This window comes from Niallia sp. Marseille-Q9988, from assembly GCF_976954375.1.
This window is the reverse complement of the sequence record NZ_CDRJSZ010000002.1, coordinates 185,869-200,448: the sequence shown is the minus strand read 5'-3', so window position 1 is coordinate 200,448 and position 14,580 is coordinate 185,869. Positions and strand designations below refer to the sequence as shown.

20 protein-coding genes and 1 pseudogene are annotated in these 14,580 nt (G+C 36.1%); 5 read left to right on the top strand and 16 right to left on the bottom strand.

Going from position 1 to position 14,580, the window contains the following annotated elements; genetic code table 11:
• Positions 1-4: 4 nt before the first annotated feature.
• Positions 5-1,138, top strand: coding sequence for a GerAB/ArcD/ProY family transporter (locus ACWNMZ_RS03465; RefSeq protein WP_081836610.1), 1,134 nt, complete (start codon positions 5-7; stop codon positions 1,136-1,138).
• A gap of 31 nt (positions 1,139-1,169) precedes the next feature.
• Positions 1,170-2,228, top strand: coding sequence for a Ger(x)C family spore germination protein (locus ACWNMZ_RS03460; protein ID WP_268817929.1), 1,059 nt, complete (start codon positions 1,170-1,172; stop codon positions 2,226-2,228).
• An 81-nt stretch (positions 2,229-2,309) separates the two neighbouring features.
• Here ACWNMZ_RS03460 and ACWNMZ_RS03455 read toward each other — a convergent pair whose 3' ends face one another.
• The 5 genes from ACWNMZ_RS03455 to spxA all read right to left on the bottom strand — a co-directional run bounded on the left by ACWNMZ_RS03455 (position 2,310) and on the right by spxA (position 5,230).
• Entirely contained in the window at positions 2,310-2,579 is a 270-nt protein-coding gene (locus ACWNMZ_RS03455) for a transposase (protein WP_031537013.1), read from the bottom strand.
• Between the two features lie 919 nt (positions 2,580-3,498).
• A complete protein-coding gene (locus ACWNMZ_RS03450; RefSeq protein WP_031537014.1) occupies positions 3,499-3,834 on the bottom strand; it encodes an IDEAL domain-containing protein in 336 nt (111 codons plus the stop codon).
• Between the two features lie 147 nt (positions 3,835-3,981).
• Positions 3,982-4,410, bottom strand: a complete 429-nt coding sequence (locus ACWNMZ_RS03445; protein WP_031537015.1) for an RrF2 family transcriptional regulator — start codon at positions 4,408-4,410, stop codon at positions 3,982-3,984.
• A 262-nt stretch (positions 4,411-4,672) separates the two neighbouring features.
• The gene (locus ACWNMZ_RS03440; protein ID WP_031537016.1) at positions 4,673-4,807 is read right to left on the bottom strand and encodes a BA3454 family stress response protein; all 135 of its coding nucleotides are present in this window, start codon (positions 4,805-4,807) and stop codon (positions 4,673-4,675) included.
• 27 nt (positions 4,808-4,834) lie between these two features.
• Positions 4,835-5,230: a transcriptional regulator SpxA gene (spxA, locus tag ACWNMZ_RS03435; RefSeq protein ID WP_031537017.1), complete on the bottom strand. Its 396-nt coding sequence runs from the start codon at positions 5,228-5,230 to the stop codon at positions 4,835-4,837.
• A gap of 186 nt (positions 5,231-5,416) precedes the next feature.
• Between spxA and ACWNMZ_RS03430 the strand changes: the two genes are divergently transcribed.
• Positions 5,417-5,638: a hypothetical protein gene (locus ACWNMZ_RS03430; protein ID WP_031537018.1), complete on the top strand. Its 222-nt coding sequence runs from the start codon at positions 5,417-5,419 to the stop codon at positions 5,636-5,638.
• Between the two features lie 94 nt (positions 5,639-5,732).
• Here ACWNMZ_RS03430 and ACWNMZ_RS03425 read toward each other — a convergent pair whose 3' ends face one another.
• The 8 genes from ACWNMZ_RS03425 to ACWNMZ_RS03390 form a co-directional block, all read right to left on the bottom strand.
• A complete protein-coding gene (locus ACWNMZ_RS03425) occupies positions 5,733-6,632 on the bottom strand; it encodes an aldo/keto reductase (protein WP_031537019.1) in 900 nt (299 codons plus the stop codon).
• A 150-nt stretch (positions 6,633-6,782) separates the two neighbouring features.
• Complete coding sequence (locus ACWNMZ_RS03420) at positions 6,783-7,499, bottom strand: SDR family oxidoreductase (protein ID WP_031537021.1); 717 nt, start codon at positions 7,497-7,499, stop codon at positions 6,783-6,785.
• A 91-nt stretch (positions 7,500-7,590) separates the two neighbouring features.
• Positions 7,591-8,103: a type 1 glutamine amidotransferase domain-containing protein gene (locus ACWNMZ_RS03415; RefSeq protein WP_031537022.1), complete on the bottom strand. Its 513-nt coding sequence runs from the start codon at positions 8,101-8,103 to the stop codon at positions 7,591-7,593.
• A gap of 145 nt (positions 8,104-8,248) precedes the next feature.
• Complete coding sequence (locus ACWNMZ_RS03410) at positions 8,249-8,404, bottom strand: hypothetical protein (protein ID WP_284561524.1); 156 nt, start codon at positions 8,402-8,404, stop codon at positions 8,249-8,251.
• Positions 8,394-9,416, bottom strand: coding sequence for an LLM class flavin-dependent oxidoreductase (locus ACWNMZ_RS03405; protein WP_031537023.1), 1,023 nt, complete (start codon positions 9,414-9,416; stop codon positions 8,394-8,396). Before ACWNMZ_RS03405 ends, ACWNMZ_RS03410 begins: the two co-directional genes overlap by 11 nt.
• Before the next feature lie 34 nt (positions 9,417-9,450).
• The gene (locus ACWNMZ_RS03400; protein ID WP_031537024.1) at positions 9,451-10,416 is read right to left on the bottom strand and encodes a TIGR03571 family LLM class oxidoreductase; all 966 of its coding nucleotides are present in this window, start codon (positions 10,414-10,416) and stop codon (positions 9,451-9,453) included.
• An 11-nt stretch (positions 10,417-10,427) separates the two neighbouring features.
• Positions 10,428-10,679, bottom strand: coding sequence for an ArsR/SmtB family transcription factor (locus ACWNMZ_RS03395; RefSeq protein WP_371472758.1), 252 nt, complete (start codon positions 10,677-10,679; stop codon positions 10,428-10,430).
• A 258-nt stretch (positions 10,680-10,937) separates the two neighbouring features.
• Entirely contained in the window at positions 10,938-11,063 is a 126-nt protein-coding gene (locus tag ACWNMZ_RS03390) for a hypothetical protein (RefSeq protein ID WP_264298268.1), read from the bottom strand.
• A gap of 164 nt (positions 11,064-11,227) precedes the next feature.
• Here ACWNMZ_RS03390 and ACWNMZ_RS03385 point away from each other — a divergent pair, with 164 nt between their 5' ends.
• On the top strand, positions 11,228-11,401 hold the full coding sequence (locus tag ACWNMZ_RS03385) for a hypothetical protein (RefSeq protein WP_193224634.1): 174 nt from the start codon (positions 11,228-11,230) through the stop codon (positions 11,399-11,401).
• 40 nt (positions 11,402-11,441) lie between these two features.
• Here the strand turns inward: ACWNMZ_RS03385 and ACWNMZ_RS03380 are convergent, their stop codons facing one another.
• Complete coding sequence (locus tag ACWNMZ_RS03380; RefSeq protein WP_031537026.1) at positions 11,442-11,960, bottom strand: DJ-1/PfpI family protein; 519 nt, start codon at positions 11,958-11,960, stop codon at positions 11,442-11,444.
• Between the two features lie 148 nt (positions 11,961-12,108).
• On the opposite strand from ACWNMZ_RS03380, the gene ACWNMZ_RS03375 reads away from it, so the two are divergent.
• Positions 12,109-12,498 (top strand): winged helix-turn-helix transcriptional regulator, encoded by a 390-nt coding sequence (locus tag ACWNMZ_RS03375; RefSeq protein WP_031537027.1) that lies wholly within the window; start codon positions 12,109-12,111, stop codon positions 12,496-12,498.
• Between the two features lie 524 nt (positions 12,499-13,022).
• Here ACWNMZ_RS03375 and ACWNMZ_RS03370 read toward each other — a convergent pair.
• Complete coding sequence (locus ACWNMZ_RS03370; protein ID WP_155986741.1) at positions 13,023-13,196, bottom strand: hypothetical protein; 174 nt, start codon at positions 13,194-13,196, stop codon at positions 13,023-13,025.
• Positions 13,197-13,797: 601 nt separating this feature from the next.
• Positions 13,798-14,470 (bottom strand): annotated as a pseudogene (locus ACWNMZ_RS03365) (DUF421 domain-containing protein).
• Positions 14,471-14,580: the final 110 nt, after the last annotated feature.

Here is a 14,580-nt window from a genome sequence, read left to right as displayed (position 1 = left end):
CTTGATGATGGAAACCCACCAATTATTTAAAAAGAATGAAACCTATAATGGGTTCTATGCCATGTTGTTGGTAAATCGCCTCCAAATGCTATACTTCTTTCTGATTATGCCAAATATCTTGATCAATCCATATATGATTTGGGTGCTTATAGCTGTCGGGATATTATCCCAACTAAACCTTCTTCTTTTATCGAAGTGGCTTTTAACCCGTTTATCTAGCAATGGATATAATGGATTTGTCCAATTGTTTGGGAAAAAATTGGTACGTTTTCTCTCTTTCATCGGGTTGTTCTTTATTCTACTTAAACTTTCCGTCATAACGTTAGGATTCATCGAAATTGTTCAAACATTTATACTTCCATCAACAGATACAAATTTTCTTGTCTTTTTTATTTTGTTGTTATGTTTTTATGTCGCAGGTAGGGGCGTTGAACATACCATTCGTTTTGTGTTGATTTCTTTTTTCTGTACATTTTGGATGTTCACATTTTTCGTTTTTTTCGTCTTCCCTCCAATAGCTCAACTCAGTGATTTGTATCCACTTATTCCAATGGAGTGGAAAGTAGAAAATTGGAAAGCCGTTTTTTTAATTTTGTCTTCCTATTCTGGTCCGGAATTTCTGGTATTTTTGGGACCATGGCTTAAAACAAACAATAAAACCTTTCGCTATTTGTCTTACGGAAACGCTCTCACCGTTGTAGAGTATGTATTCCTATTTATAGCATCCCTATTTTTTTTCGGTTCCAATTATTTAAGTAAAACTCAATATCCAATTATTAATATGTCCCGTTATTTTCAAAACCCAGTGTTTGAACGAATTGATATGATCATGCTTTCCTTTGAATTATTTAACCTAGTTTTTGCAGTTTCTCTATTTCTACTATTGTTTTATGGAGCATCTAGAATAGCTTTTGGTAAATTGAGCAAGCCAACCAGTGGAAAAGGTTTGTTATTCAGTGTATTCCTTATTTTTATCGGAATGATTCTTGTGAATGAATTATTTTGGAAGCCTTGGGAGAAGCAGAATTTTTTACTTAATCTTCAAATTATAGCTGGAAGCATAAGCTATTTTCTTGTTCCACTTGTTATTGTTTTAGCAATGAAAAAAAGGGGAGTTAAAAAAAGTGCGTCTACATAAAAAGATATGTAATAGATTAATACTTCTTTTTATGACTATTTGTTTATCTGGCTGTGCCCCTTTTACCGAAAATAACCTTATTGAAGAAATTTCTCCCGTTACCTTTTTGGCAATTAGTAAGGGGGATACAGGGAAATTAAAAGTCAGTACAATTTTGCCTCCTCTAAGTAAAGAAAAGAAGTTTGTTATGTCGCAAGAAGTCAGCTTATTAAAGGAGGGAGTACAGAAGTACAACCTCAACTTCTACCAGGAAATGAAATCTGGACAAATGCGGATGCTGGTAATTAGTGATGAACTTGGAAGAGACGGCATTATGTCCATTATAAATGTATTATTGACTGATCCGGATATTTCTCCGAGAATCTATTTAGTAATCGTAAAAGGAAATTTTGATGAATACTTGGAAAGTCAATTGGACAAAGATGAAAACTTTGATTACTCGTTTTACCGTATGCTGAAGCATTATGAGGAAAAAAACCAAGGAGAATTAACTGTCGTTAATCTTCATCAATTTAAAAATTTGCTCTATACTCCTTATTCAGATCCTTTTTTGCCTGTATTCAAAATAGAAGAGGATGGGGTCAACTATGAAGGTACAGCCTTGTTTAAAGATGACAAGCTAGTTGAAACTATTTCATCTTTAGATGATCGTATCTTCCAGCTGATAAACAACGATCACTACTTAGTTGTTTTACCGATTCAAAAATTTGAAATTGTACTGGGTCATGTTAGATCTAAAGTAATAGTAGATTTCGATAGCAGCTATTCTACAATGACCTATACCGTGAATATGGACACTAGAATTGAGGAATACCGGGGAGAGAAACAATTATTTGACCCAAAGGAATTAGAAAATATGAAAAAAGATATCGAAACCCATCTTGAAAAACAAACACATGAACTGTTTAAAAAGATGCAAGAATTGAAAGTGGATCCATTACAGATTGGCATACAAACAAAAAGACCATTCTCAAAACCAATGGAAGAAAAAAAATGGATTGAATTGTTTGAGAAGATGGACATTAAAATACAATACAATATTAATATCGATCCTTTGAGGGATGCAAATTCAAAAAGGCAAAACTTTTAATTTTTCTTATCGAATAACTCATAACGTATGTGATTTAATGCTTGATAAATATGCTTCGTATGCAAATCTTCCTTGTGCCATTCAGCCACAAACCCACCCACGTTCTTCCGCTGTTAATTCTGCAGGTTTTTGTGCTAAGCAGCGGTCAATAAAACGTGATTTATGGTGTTTCTTTACTTCACCTAAATACCGTCTACATCTTTGTTGGGCATCCGTGAAAAATTGGACGAGATGAAAGCGATCCAACACATGAATGGCAGATGGAAATCCGTTTGGTTCATCGTCGGTTGGCAAAGAAATTGTAAAAAAAGATGGTAACGGTAAAATCAATTTGATAAACTGGTTATACAAGGCGAAAACTCCTATCGTGGTTTGTCTAAGCAACAATTACGATACGTGAGTTTTCGCTTTTCTTCTATACTTAAATGTCACACGTGTTGATTAGCCAAAATCACGTAACACTTTTTTGATACATCATCCGAGCTGACGACAGAATTTCTTCGACGTATATTCGCCATTTTAATGGAAGTGCATGCCAAAGAAACAGGCGTGTAAAACCTGCAAATGACAAGGCTTCTACATCTGATTTTACCTGGATGCGCTTGTGTAAAAACTTTAATTAAACGGCTGACAATCCGTTCAAAAATGCGTTTCACGATGAGATAATTCAGTTCACCTAAACGTTTTGAAAGTGTCGAATAATCCACTGATTTCAAGCCTTGTGCTGGTGCAACATCCGCAGCGTGGTGCATACTTTTCCATTCAAATGTAGCGGCACCCACCAAGTAGTTTAAAAGTGTTGATACATCACATTTACGAGCCGTATCTTCAAACTGAACAGCTAGAATCCCGTCGATTTCTTTTTGTGAAATAAAGTTTTGAAGTAGTGTGAAAATCGTGGTATTCGCAAGCCTAGAGATTCCTCCTTGTAAAGGTTTGTGTGGTAACTTACATTTTACATGGAATCTCTCTTTTTTATTAGTTTTTAGTGATAAAAATTAGTTAATCAACAGACGTGATAACATATATGTATTAATTGCATATGTTATCTATAAACTTTATAAATATTTTACAATAATTCTTGTTGTTATTGTCCTAACCGAATATAACCATGATATTAAAACTATATATACCTTATACATATCTCATATGTACAACGGAAAACCATTACTGGCTCCGTTAGTGATGAATCACGATTTTCACGAAAAATGAATATTTCCAAACACGTTGTAATTTAATTTAAAAAATCTATATATAATTTGTATAAGTTTTAATGTACTCCATCAACAAGCTGATTGATTGAGTTTAACTTGGAAGAAAGCTCAATAAACCATGCTTCATCCCCCGTTGATAATGCCAAGTCTATTAGAAATAGAATTTCTTCCTTGTTTACCACCTTAGAAAGTGGCAGTTTCCTAACATTTTTACTTAAAATCGGAATTGTTTTGCCAAGCGTTTCACGATTGTCACTCGTAGCAACCGTTACTTTAACAACTCCATCCAGAATACTCTGTGATTCAATATAACCAATTATTAATTCCCCATCCTCTGATTTTCCCTTAATCCAATCACCTGTTTTCAAAACGGAATTACCATTCGTCAACATCCTTTTTCACCTTCTTAAGTTATTTTTGTATTTTATGAATGTAATCAAGATAGAACCTTTTTTTAAGCTACAGTCATCGGGGATATATCACCTAGATAAATCTGTAATGTTTTTTATTACAATTTAATAAAAAGAAGTCTACGGCCGTCAGTCACAGCCGCTATTTTGTTCTTGATTTATAAGATCGACAACTTCTTTAATTGTATAGTTCTTTAAATATTCACCCAAATGTTCTTCCGCACCTAAGAAAATTGTAAATAATACACTTTTCATATTTGCTCCCACAATACACTTTTCATTTGAATCAGTACACTTAGGCTGTAAAGCACCTTCAGAGGTTATCATATATATTTCCCAAAGATTAACTTCACTAAGCTCTAGAGTAAAAATAAATCCGCCGCCGGTTCCTTCTTTTGATTTTATAAATCCATGTTTTTTTAACAAGCTCAGCACTTTACGAATGCGTACTGGGTGGACACCAGCACTCTCTGAGATACCATCACTTGTTGACATACGGTCCGGCTGCAACGCAAGATAAGTTAAACTATGAATGGCAAGTGTAAAATCACTATTCATGTCCTGCCTCCTTATAAATCAACACAGCTAATTACCTTTTTGCTTTACATATAGCTTCTGCATCTTTTTTTAAAATCAATCAACATAGTGTAACAATATATATTACAGTTTATCTTGTCAAGTATCTAATTAGAAATGTTGTATTAACTCTTAACCATGAATAAGGAATTCCAAGCATCCTGTAAATCTTTACGAATCACCTTCACTTCCTTAAAGGTGCGTAAACATATTTGTTTGTTTAGAAATTTTTGTATAATTAAGTTTAATAACCCCATTGTTTTTTAACTTGTTCTTCTGCTAACTGTTTAATTTTTTCCCATGCCATTTCTTTATTTACAATGACATTGGTTTGATAATTTTTATCTTTATAATTAACTGTAACGAATACTTCAATCATCACTTTCTTCCTCCTTCCGAAATAATATTAATTGGCCACTTTTTGCCATTCGACGTTCGAAAATGTGCGAAGTCTACGAGGCAAAAAACTGCGGATTTCTTCCTCGTTATATCCAACCTGTAATCTTTTTTCGTCTTGGATAATTGGCCGGCGCAACATTTGAGGGTAGTTGATTATTAATTTATAAAATTCATTAAGTGGAAGAGATTCAATACTTACATTTAATTCCTGAAATGTTTTTGATTTAGTTGAAACAATGTCATTAGTCCCATCTTCAGTCAATCGAAGAATTGATTTAATCTCATCGACTGTAAGGGGATTGGATAATATGTTTCTTTCAATATACTCAATTTGATGTTCTTCAAACCAAGCTTTTGCTTTTCGGCAAGAAGTACAACTTGGTGTCGTATACAAATTAACCATACTTATACACACTCCTTCATATTATTCAGCTCATCTACTGGCTATACTGTAATTTTAATTATTACAGTTTGTAAAGTCAACTGTAAATTTATGGATTAAAATCAGAACGCATTAGAGTTTGTAATTTTTAAAATTACTGTACTTAAACTAGCCTCTTGAATGAAATGTTGGATAATAATGAAATAGATGGAAAAGACCCTCGTTGTTTTGTTCATTCTTGTTCTATTATCAGGGTATGGTGCTGACCGAATTATCGATAAAATTCAAATCATTGATACACTACCTTATGATAAGAAAGGAGACAAAATCGAAGGAATGGTGATCTATCCTCTCTTCACGGAAAAAGGGAAAACCGTATTAAAAGATTTCAAAACTTTTTCCAATACGTTTGAGGAAATCCTTCCATGATTGGATACAAAAGTCGCTTGGCCGGTTGAAATAGGAAAAAAAGGAGTCGCTGAAGCTTTAATAAGTCTCGATCGATCCTTTGTTCCCATTCATTTTATATAATATCCAAAGGTATTTTTCTTGTTGGTTTTGGAAATACCTCGTCAAGTCTGTTCAGATCTTCTATGGTCAATTGAATAGTAGCAGCTTGAGCATTGGCTAAAACATGTTCTTCCTTAACAGCTTTTGGGATAGCAATTACGTTGTTCGAACGAATGGTCCATGCAAGAGCAATTTGTAATGGCTGCACATTGTATCTTTCTGCAATCTCAATGATGGTTGGATCGCTTAGTAATTGTCTTCTTAAGCTCCCTCCCTGGGCCAGGGGACTATAGGCCATAATTGGCATGTTATGTTCATGATGCCATGGTAGGAGATCATAATCAATTCCTCTAGAACCTAGATGATATAACACTTGATTTGTCACACAATTTTTTCCGTTAGCGGTATCCCACAACTCTAACATATCATCCGTATCAAAATTAGAAACTCCCCATCTTACAATTTTACCATCCTTGCGCAGTCTCTCCATTCCTTCAATCGTTTCTGCCAATGGAACACGACCTCTCCAGTGTAAAAGATACAAATCAAGATGATCTGTTCCTAGTCGTTTTAGACTATTTTCACATGCACTTTCAATCAAATCTAACCCGGAATGATGAGGATATACTTTCGATACTAAAAAAACTTTATCTCTACGCCCCTTGATTGCCTCACCAACTAAACGTTCGGAATCGCCATTTCCGTACATTTCAGCCGTATCGATTAGCTTCATGCCTAGTTCAATTCCAAGTTGCAAAGCTTTGATTTCTTTGTTTCTCGATTCAGGATTTTCACCCATGTACCATGTTCCTTGACCAATGCTTGGAAGAAAGGTTCCATCAGGTAAAGTTACTACACGTTTTTCAAGTGAATGCTTAATTCTCAATATTTTTTCATTGTCAGGTAAACTCATTTTCATCATGCCTTTCATATCTCACCTTGTTTTTCTTGAACTGCAATTCTTCAATCATTACCGTTTATTGGAAAATCGGATCATTATTAAAAAATTAAATGTGGCTATACATGTTGTAGTATAGCCACAAAAATAACATTATAATCTCACTTATACCAAGTGAGCCCCGCCATCAATAAGAACAGTCGTCCCAGTAGTAAAACCATTTTTAGCAAGGTATACATAGGTTTCAGCTATGTCTTCCGGCTTTGCAATCCGTCCAACAGGGAGCTGTTGTGCAATGCCGTTGAACAGTGCTTGCCTCTGATCATCTGACATTCCAGCATAGATTGGAGTATCTACAATTCCAGGTGAAACCACGTTTACCCTAATAGGCGCTAGGTCTATAGAAAGTCCTCGAACCAATCCTTCAATGGCTGAATTGATTGCCGCTAACGTAGTAGCGCCTTGAGGAGGACGAACTCCATATACACCAGAGGTTAAGGTGATTGAGCTCTCATTGCTTAAATATGGAAGTGCAAAACGGACAGTGATATATTGCCCCCAGAATTTACTATCAAACGCCTCTTTTGCACTTGCCACAGGCAGTTCGCTAAAGTGCCCCATTGCTCCTTCACCTGCTGTTACCACAAGGTGGTCAAATTTTCCAACCTTACTGAAAAATTCTGCTACTTTTTCTTCGCTTCGAAAATCGATTTCAATTGCTTCTACATTGCCACCAAGAACTTGTTTTGCTTCATTTAATTTGGAAACAGAACGGCTGGCAATGATCACTTGAGCTGATTGATCGAGAAACGCTTTGGCAGTTGCTAAACCAATACCAGAAGTACCCCCTAAAACAACTACTCGTTTACCATTTAATGACATAGTAAAACCCCTTTCTTATTAAAACCTTTTTTTATTGAAATTCATTGTGAAATATTAATTTCTAAAACGATACTATTGAGTACTTACGCTATTATTCAGCTAATAATTTTAAGGATTCACGATTAAAGGCAGGAATGTCATCCGGAAAACGGCTTGTTACAATATTATTGCTTACCACAACTTCTTCATCTTTGTAGTTAGCACCTGCATTTTTGAGATCGTTCCTTATTGATTTGAAACCTGTTATGTCGACGCCTTTTAATAGGTCTGTATCAATTAATACTTGTGGGCCATGGCAAATGGCAAAAACAGGTTTACCTTCTTGTATAAATGCTTTTGCGAATTCACCAAAACGGTCGTCTTCACGTAATAAATCGGGAGAGAAGCCGCCAGGGATGAATAAAGCATCAAAGTCTTGAGGATTAACTTCCCCAATTCCTTTATCAATTTTTACTGCTTCACCTTTTTTACCAGTAATATCTTTTCCAGCCTGTATGTCGATTGTGATCACTTGATGACCAGCATCTTTAAATGCTCGTGCTGGTTCTGTGAATTCTACATCTTCAAATAAGTCTGTTATTAGTGTAGCGATTTTTTTGCTCATTATGATAAGCCCCCTTATAATTGTAAAGCATCGTTGGTATTATTCTCATTTAACACAATAAATACAAATAATCTACTGTTTTTAGTATATGTTACTGCTAGATATATGATGGTATAAAAACATTTAGTATCGCTCTGTCACGTGTTTAAGGATGGTGATGCCCTTTGGAAGAATTCGTGATGTCAAATCCTGCTTGTGACACATAGAAATACTTGATCCAAACCACATCTAAAAACGGTTCCCTTTTATCAAGTAAAACATCAATACTTTCCTTGCTGATGTCCTCCTTATTACCTTTCACTTTTTGTAATTTCTGACAGAAGCTCGTATGAATGCAGGCGAGCTTTGTGGTCGTAAACTTGTGCAATGACCATTATTTCATCTGCCTGGCTCTCCTCCAAAAATGTATATAGCTTGTCCTTTACCGTCTGCTGGCTGCCAACAATCGATGAGCCTAATTGCTGCTCGAGAGACTTTAATTGGTAGCTGCTGGCCAATTCGGAAATGTCATCTACCGGTGGTTGAAGCTGTGTAAGGTTGCCACTCATCAGATTCAAAAATTGCTGCTGCAGGGTTGTGAAAAGGCGCTTTGCCTCTTTATCCGTTTCTGCTGTAATGATATTCAATGCCACCATCGCATACGGCTTATCGAGAACATTCGAAGGCTTAAACGCCTTGCGATAGATCTGTAGAGCACCCAGAGTGTTAAGTGGCGAGAAATGGGCGGCAAACGCGAATGGCAAACCCAGTTCTCCGGCCAGCTGCGCACTGAAGCCGCTTGAACCCAGCAGCCAGATTGGAATATTCAAACCTTCACCCGGAATCGCTTTTATAGGGTTCCCTTGGGCCAGGGATGGATCAAAGTAACCGCGGAGTTCCGCTAATTGCTCAGGAAAGTCATCTCCGGTACTTCTCAAGTCGCGTCTCAATGCACGAGCGGTCAACTGATCTGTACCAGGTGCACGCCCCAGACCAAGGTCAATTCGCCCAGGATATAAGGATTCAAGAGTGCCAAACTGTTCAGCGATGACGAGCGGAGCGTGATTCGGCAGCATGATTCCTCCTGAACCAACCCGGATTTTTGATGTACCGGCTGCCACATGGGACATCACCACAGAAGTGGCGGAACTGGCGATAAACGGCATATTGTGATGTTCAGCGAGCCAAAAACGTTTGTAGTCAAGTTTTTCAGCATGCTGTGCGAGTTCCAATGTATTGCGGAAAGAGTCAGCAGGAGTACTTCCGGCTGTTATCGGTGAAAGATCAAGCACCGAGAAAGGAATTTCGTTTAGTTTATTTGCATGTTTAGACATAAGTTCATCTTCTTCCCTTATCTAATTTTTAAAACTAATCTAATACTGGAATTTCATGAGTCGAAAAGTAAGGCAACACAAACTCTCCAAGCTCCTGGATGACTTCCTCTGGAGGGCGCTTTGAAAAATACAATACAAATGCCAGGTGATTGACACCAATGGATTGAAATTGATATAGAATTTCTAATAACTGTTTGCGCCCTACACGAAATCCTAACGGAATCGGAACAGGAGACAAATCGGGATTTTCCGATAAATCGATAAATAAAGTCTGAGTGAAAGGTTTAAACACTCCTGGGGCGTAAATTTCCGACAACTCGCGATACTCGTTAATCAATTGAGTTTGTTGCGGGATAATCCTCGGGTACTGGATCCAGCCGTCCCCGTTCTGGGCGATCCATTCAATCGATTGATTGCTGAATCCTGTCACCATGGTCGGAATCGAAGAAAAAGGTTTGGGGATCATTCTCATATCCGTTCCATCGATGATGCCTAAATCGCTGTTGATAGTGGGATTGTGCTCCTTTAATAGCCGTTCAAGGAATGCATAATTCTTTTTAAACAGCCCTCCGCTTTCGAGCTTGGATATTCCCAAAGCTGTGAAATCTTTATCCCGGTCTCCTGAAGCCACTCCCATGATCAGCCGTTCGGGAAACAACCGGTCAATAGATGATGCTTCCTTTGCCACTCGGACAGGGTGGCGCAGCGGGAGGACCACACTCGCCGTCCCAAGTGCAATTTCCTTGGTATGGGCCGCAAGATAGGTCAAATAAATCCATACATCATACAATTGACCGTTATCATCAATATTCAAATTCTGAATCGTAACGTCCCGAAGCCACAATGCCGCGAAACCATGGTCTTCAATTTTGCGGGCAAGCGACAACTGATTTTCCATAATCGGATATTTGGACATCCTTGCCGTCGGAATCGTGAAACCAAGCGTCATTTTATCCTTTTGGTACAACCTGTTATATGCTCGATGCTGTAATAAACTCACTTCAATTCTCCTTAAATTTTTGTACCAATGTATTTTTCTAACTTTTTAATCGTTTCCTCATTACGGCGATAATACGTCCATTGTCCGATTCGCTTCATTTCAACCAGTCCGCTTTGCAGCAGAATCGATAAATACTGTGAAGTAGTGGATTGCGAAATCCCGGCCTTGCTTCGGATATCCCCTACGCAAACCCCACCTTCAAATCCTTCATCAGCAATAATATGGGCTTGCGGTGAAAAATGACTGTCGGGATCTTTTAACATTTGAAGAATGCTCACCCTCGTCTGGTTCGACAATGCTTTAAAAATTTCAACGGCTTGTTCATCATTTAAGCGTTCCAATTTCTGCTTCAATGTCATTTGCCTCTTTCTATATCGATTATCACTATCCCAATGGACGCTGGATAGATGATCTGAAAGCATCACGCCAAATCGGTAATTCGCGATATTAATATATTAGCCATTTGGTCTGTCCAAATCAAAAGATTTGTTTCGAAGGAGATACGGCGAAATGCTCCCTTCTTAATAAAGACCACTAAAAAAACTCTCTTCCCTTGATACCGCTTGTACCTTTTTGAGTTCTGATAATAGTTGCCCCTGCAGGCCTTCTTTTGGTTTTAATACAGCATTAATTACAATATGTTCCATTTTAATCCTCCTTAATAATGAGTAGTTTGTCTTTCTTTTATAAAGTTTTAAGGTGGCAGTGGGGTTTATGTCCCTCCCAGCATCGTGTAAAAAATATACCCTTTTAAATCTCTTATCAGCTTCAATTATGTAAGCTTTTACTGTTTACTCTTAACTTTTTTAGTATGACGAAAAAGTTGAGGTTTGATTTTCGATTGAATTTGATTGATATTCAACTAAAAGACGACCTAGTAAAACTATATAAATATCGTAACACGGTTCATATTGAATCAGAGTTAATATTTGGTGTATTTTTCTTACATTTGGATAGCCAAAAGCCTACGGAATTAATTCCGTAGGCTTTTGATTATATGAAAATTCAGCGAAGAGACTGTAGAATTAGCTTAATGCTTTTACTAAAGCTTCTCCAAATTCTTTAGCGCCATCTGGACCATCACCAGTGATAATATCATCATGAGCAACAACATGTTTTTCAACATATGTTACTTTATTCGCTTTTAATTGGTCTTTTTGTATATCTACTGGATAGCAAGTTGCTTCTCTTCCAGTAAGTAAACCCGTTTTAGCTACAGTAACCGCACCTGCACAAATCCCTGTTACAAGAACTTTATTAGTATACGCTTGTTTCAAGTAGTCTTGTAATTCTTTATTTTCCCATAAATGATCGTTCGTACCAGATCCACCAATAACAGATACAACATCATAGTCAGTCGCAGAAACGTCTGAGAAAATGACCTCAGCAATTGCTTTACCTTCATAATCCCCTATGATTTCACCTGTTTTTGTACTTGCAATTGTCACTTCAATTCCGTTGCTTTCCAATTCCGCTTTTGGTTGAAATAATTCGTCTTCATTGAAACGTTCTGGTGGTATAATTAAAAGTGCTTTTTTACTCATTAGTAGTTCCTCCTCATTAATAAAAATAATTCGCCGGTAAGACGACTATTTCATTCTACTGCTGGGTTTCTTCACTGTGAAGACTGCACTTTTTTGTAAGGAGGTTACCAACAGGTTACAATTGATACAAATAAGGAGGTAAGAATTTATGCCAGATACATTTAGAGATGAAGTTAAAGAAAAGATCATAAATGGTGATTATAATTGTGAAAAAGAACTTACCTTATCAATTATAAGTGGTAAATGGAAAATCGTTATTTTATGGCATTTAGGGGTAGAAGGACCACATCGATTCAGTGATCTCCAAAGGCTTTTTCCAAAAATATCTCATAAAATATTAACGAATCAATTAAGAGAACTGATGGAAGATGGAATAGTTCATCGCGAGGTTTATCCAGAAGTTCCACCGAAAGTGGAATATTCCATGACTGAATTGGGGATGACTTTACTTCCTATCGTTGAAATGATGTATGAATGGGGAAAAAATCGGATAGCAGAAATCATAAAAGAAATGGATATTTCGGAATTAAACAATTAAGCATAAGCTTACATTTACAATGTTGCTTTACAAAATCTATTAGAAAAGAAGCACCTTCACTTAACTGTAAGGAAGGTGCTTTTTATGCTTAATTGCGGAGTATTTGGATCATTTATGCTGTGGATTGGTTCAACTGAACAGGGATTGTGTTTTCTTTTATTTAAAATAAATTATACATAAAAGAATATATCAAAAGGCTTCCATTCCGCTAATGATGAATCAAGGGTCTTATTAAAAATTAACGAACTCATTTCCAAAACTGCATAATCCAAAAGGCTGGCTAAAAGAAATTTTTGTTTTTTAGGCAGCCTTTTTGCTTTACTAGCGTGTCAACATCCTTTCAAAGTGCTAGTCAATTTAAAAACTTGATTAGATAAATTAACTGTTTTTCAATGTTTAGAATCTTATATGCCCTCAAAAACCTCTTTTACTTATGATACGGTTCACCGAGGTTGATATTAAACTTATCTCTATAGTCATAATGAACGAAACGGCTCCCATCGCTTAACGTAGATTGCACTTGGTCATAATGGTACTATATGGGCCAACTCATGAATAGACGTTGCTAATGCTTGTGTTTCTGTGTTACGACTATTCATAACAATCTCTTTACCTTTACCATCTTTACCTTGAACAAAGGCACCTTTAGATGCTCCTAATTCTGTTACACCTAATTCCGATTGTCGCATATCTCTCATATCGATATTTAATTCTTTAGAAACAGCTTCTATCCCTTTCCTTAAATGCTCGACATTTCTGCCTTCTTCAATTTGGAAATTAAACTGTTTATTAGGGAATATTTTTGGTAAATCTTCTAATGGTGCATTCGTTTGGGATATATCGAATACATGCCCAACTTTAAAATTAGCAATTTTTCTTGTTGAGATCTGCCCCTCTTCGATAGGGATAATAAAGATGAGTAATAGGGATAACTAGTAAAAAGCCGATTCTCCTTTTATGTCAAGGAAAAATCGGCTTTTTAATTAATTATTTCGGATCAATTTGTTGGTGAATTGATTTTTATTAGATTAATGGAAAACTCTATTATAGCATTAGCCTTTTAGGCATTTGACTGTTTTTTCGGGAAAGAAAATTAATTATTAAACAACAACCACACTCAAAGTTTCACTCTTTATATCCCCATAGTATGGAAAAAGTTATAATGATGCATTTGGTTTCTCATCTTTCTTCAAAAATACTTAGAACTTGATAGTTTGATAAGGTACTGTACTAAGAAAACCATATTTACCTAAAACCGTTTATCTAGGATTAATATAGGGAGGGGAAATCGTTTTAAGATTAGTCGCTAATATCAAATGTGTTAATGTTTAGTGAATGGTCGGTATCTCTAACAGAAGCGTAAAATATATCTTTAATTTGATGATATCCCTTTGCCTTTAGTTCTTGCTTAAGCCACTCTTCATTCTTGTTGATTAATTTTAAATTACGCTTCTGAACTTTCCCTTCAATTACAACAGCTATTGGGAATCCATGGTATTCTACTTTCATATGTAAATCCTTTGGAGTAACAGGAACTAATTCTTTCCTTGGTAAAATGCTGATTTCACCTGTTGCTTCCAAAATCGCATATTCAATATCTTGAATATCTGGATATCTTGCTGTTCTTAAACCTGACAACAGCTCAGATAAAGGATATCTATTTTTCCTTAAATTTTTATATACAATTTTTCCATGTTTAACTAAAATAGTCGGTTTTCCTATAATAAAAGGGTTTAACCAATTTAATAAACTTAATTTTGATATAACTAAGTGACGCCCGTTATAACAATGATTCCAATAATCCCCTCTGTTACTCCATTTACTTTAATGGACCCCAATGCTAAATAAGATAAAAATAGAATCGCTCCAAATTCGTGAGGGGTAAGTTGTGCTAGGGCTGATTCCCTAAAATTTTTATGGATACAATAAAAACAATATATATATAAATTAATTTAACTAAAAAAATAGACACTTCTAACACCTCTTAGGAAAAATCACCTTAGTCTGAAGTCAGACTAAGGATGTTCATCTCTTTGACAATACTGCAAAAATTAACAGAGAAAGTTAACCAGTAATGTTTTA

Excerpts from the sequence above, each read along its gene's own strand:
- ACWNMZ_RS03465 (WP_081836610.1), top strand. The coding sequence starts at position 5 with ATGATGGAAACCCACCAATTATTTAAAAAGAATGAAACCTATAATGGG.
- ACWNMZ_RS03460 (WP_268817929.1), top strand. The coding sequence starts at position 1,170 with ATGACTATTTGTTTATCTGGCTGTGCCCCTTTTACCGAAAATAACCTT.
- ACWNMZ_RS03450 (WP_031537014.1), bottom strand. The coding sequence starts at position 3,834 with ATGTTGACGAATGGTAATTCCGTTTTGAAAACAGGTGATTGGATTAAG.
- ACWNMZ_RS03445 (WP_031537015.1), bottom strand. The coding sequence starts at position 4,410 with ATGAATAGTGATTTTACACTTGCCATTCATAGTTTAACTTATCTTGCG.
- ACWNMZ_RS03440 (WP_031537016.1), bottom strand. The coding sequence starts at position 4,807 with ATGATTGAAGTATTCGTTACAGTTAATTATAAAGATAAAAATTATCAA.
- spxA (WP_031537017.1), bottom strand. The coding sequence starts at position 5,230 with ATGGTTAATTTGTATACGACACCAAGTTGTACTTCTTGCCGAAAAGCA.
- ACWNMZ_RS03430 (WP_031537018.1), top strand. The coding sequence starts at position 5,417 with ATGGAAAAGACCCTCGTTGTTTTGTTCATTCTTGTTCTATTATCAGGG.
- ACWNMZ_RS03425 (WP_031537019.1), bottom strand. The coding sequence starts at position 6,632 with ATGAGTTTACCTGACAATGAAAAAATATTGAGAATTAAGCATTCACTT.
- ACWNMZ_RS03420 (WP_031537021.1), bottom strand. The coding sequence starts at position 7,499 with ATGTCATTAAATGGTAAACGAGTAGTTGTTTTAGGGGGTACTTCTGGT.
- ACWNMZ_RS03415 (WP_031537022.1), bottom strand. The coding sequence starts at position 8,103 with ATGAGCAAAAAAATCGCTACACTAATAACAGACTTATTTGAAGATGTA.
- ACWNMZ_RS03405 (WP_031537023.1), bottom strand. The coding sequence starts at position 9,416 with ATGTCTAAACATGCAAATAAACTAAACGAAATTCCTTTCTCGGTGCTT.
- ACWNMZ_RS03395 (WP_371472758.1), bottom strand. The coding sequence starts at position 10,679 with ATGTTAAAAGATCCCGACAGTCATTTTTCACCGCAAGCCCATATTATT.
- ACWNMZ_RS03390 (WP_264298268.1), bottom strand. The coding sequence starts at position 11,063 with ATGGAACATATTGTAATTAATGCTGTATTAAAACCAAAAGAAGGCCTG.
- ACWNMZ_RS03385 (WP_193224634.1), top strand. The coding sequence starts at position 11,228 with ATGACGAAAAAGTTGAGGTTTGATTTTCGATTGAATTTGATTGATATT.
- ACWNMZ_RS03380 (WP_031537026.1), bottom strand. The coding sequence starts at position 11,960 with ATGAGTAAAAAAGCACTTTTAATTATACCACCAGAACGTTTCAATGAA.
- ACWNMZ_RS03375 (WP_031537027.1), top strand. The coding sequence starts at position 12,109 with ATGCCAGATACATTTAGAGATGAAGTTAAAGAAAAGATCATAAATGGT.
- ACWNMZ_RS03370 (WP_155986741.1), bottom strand. The coding sequence starts at position 13,196 with ATGAGAGATATGCGACAATCGGAATTAGGTGTAACAGAATTAGGAGCA.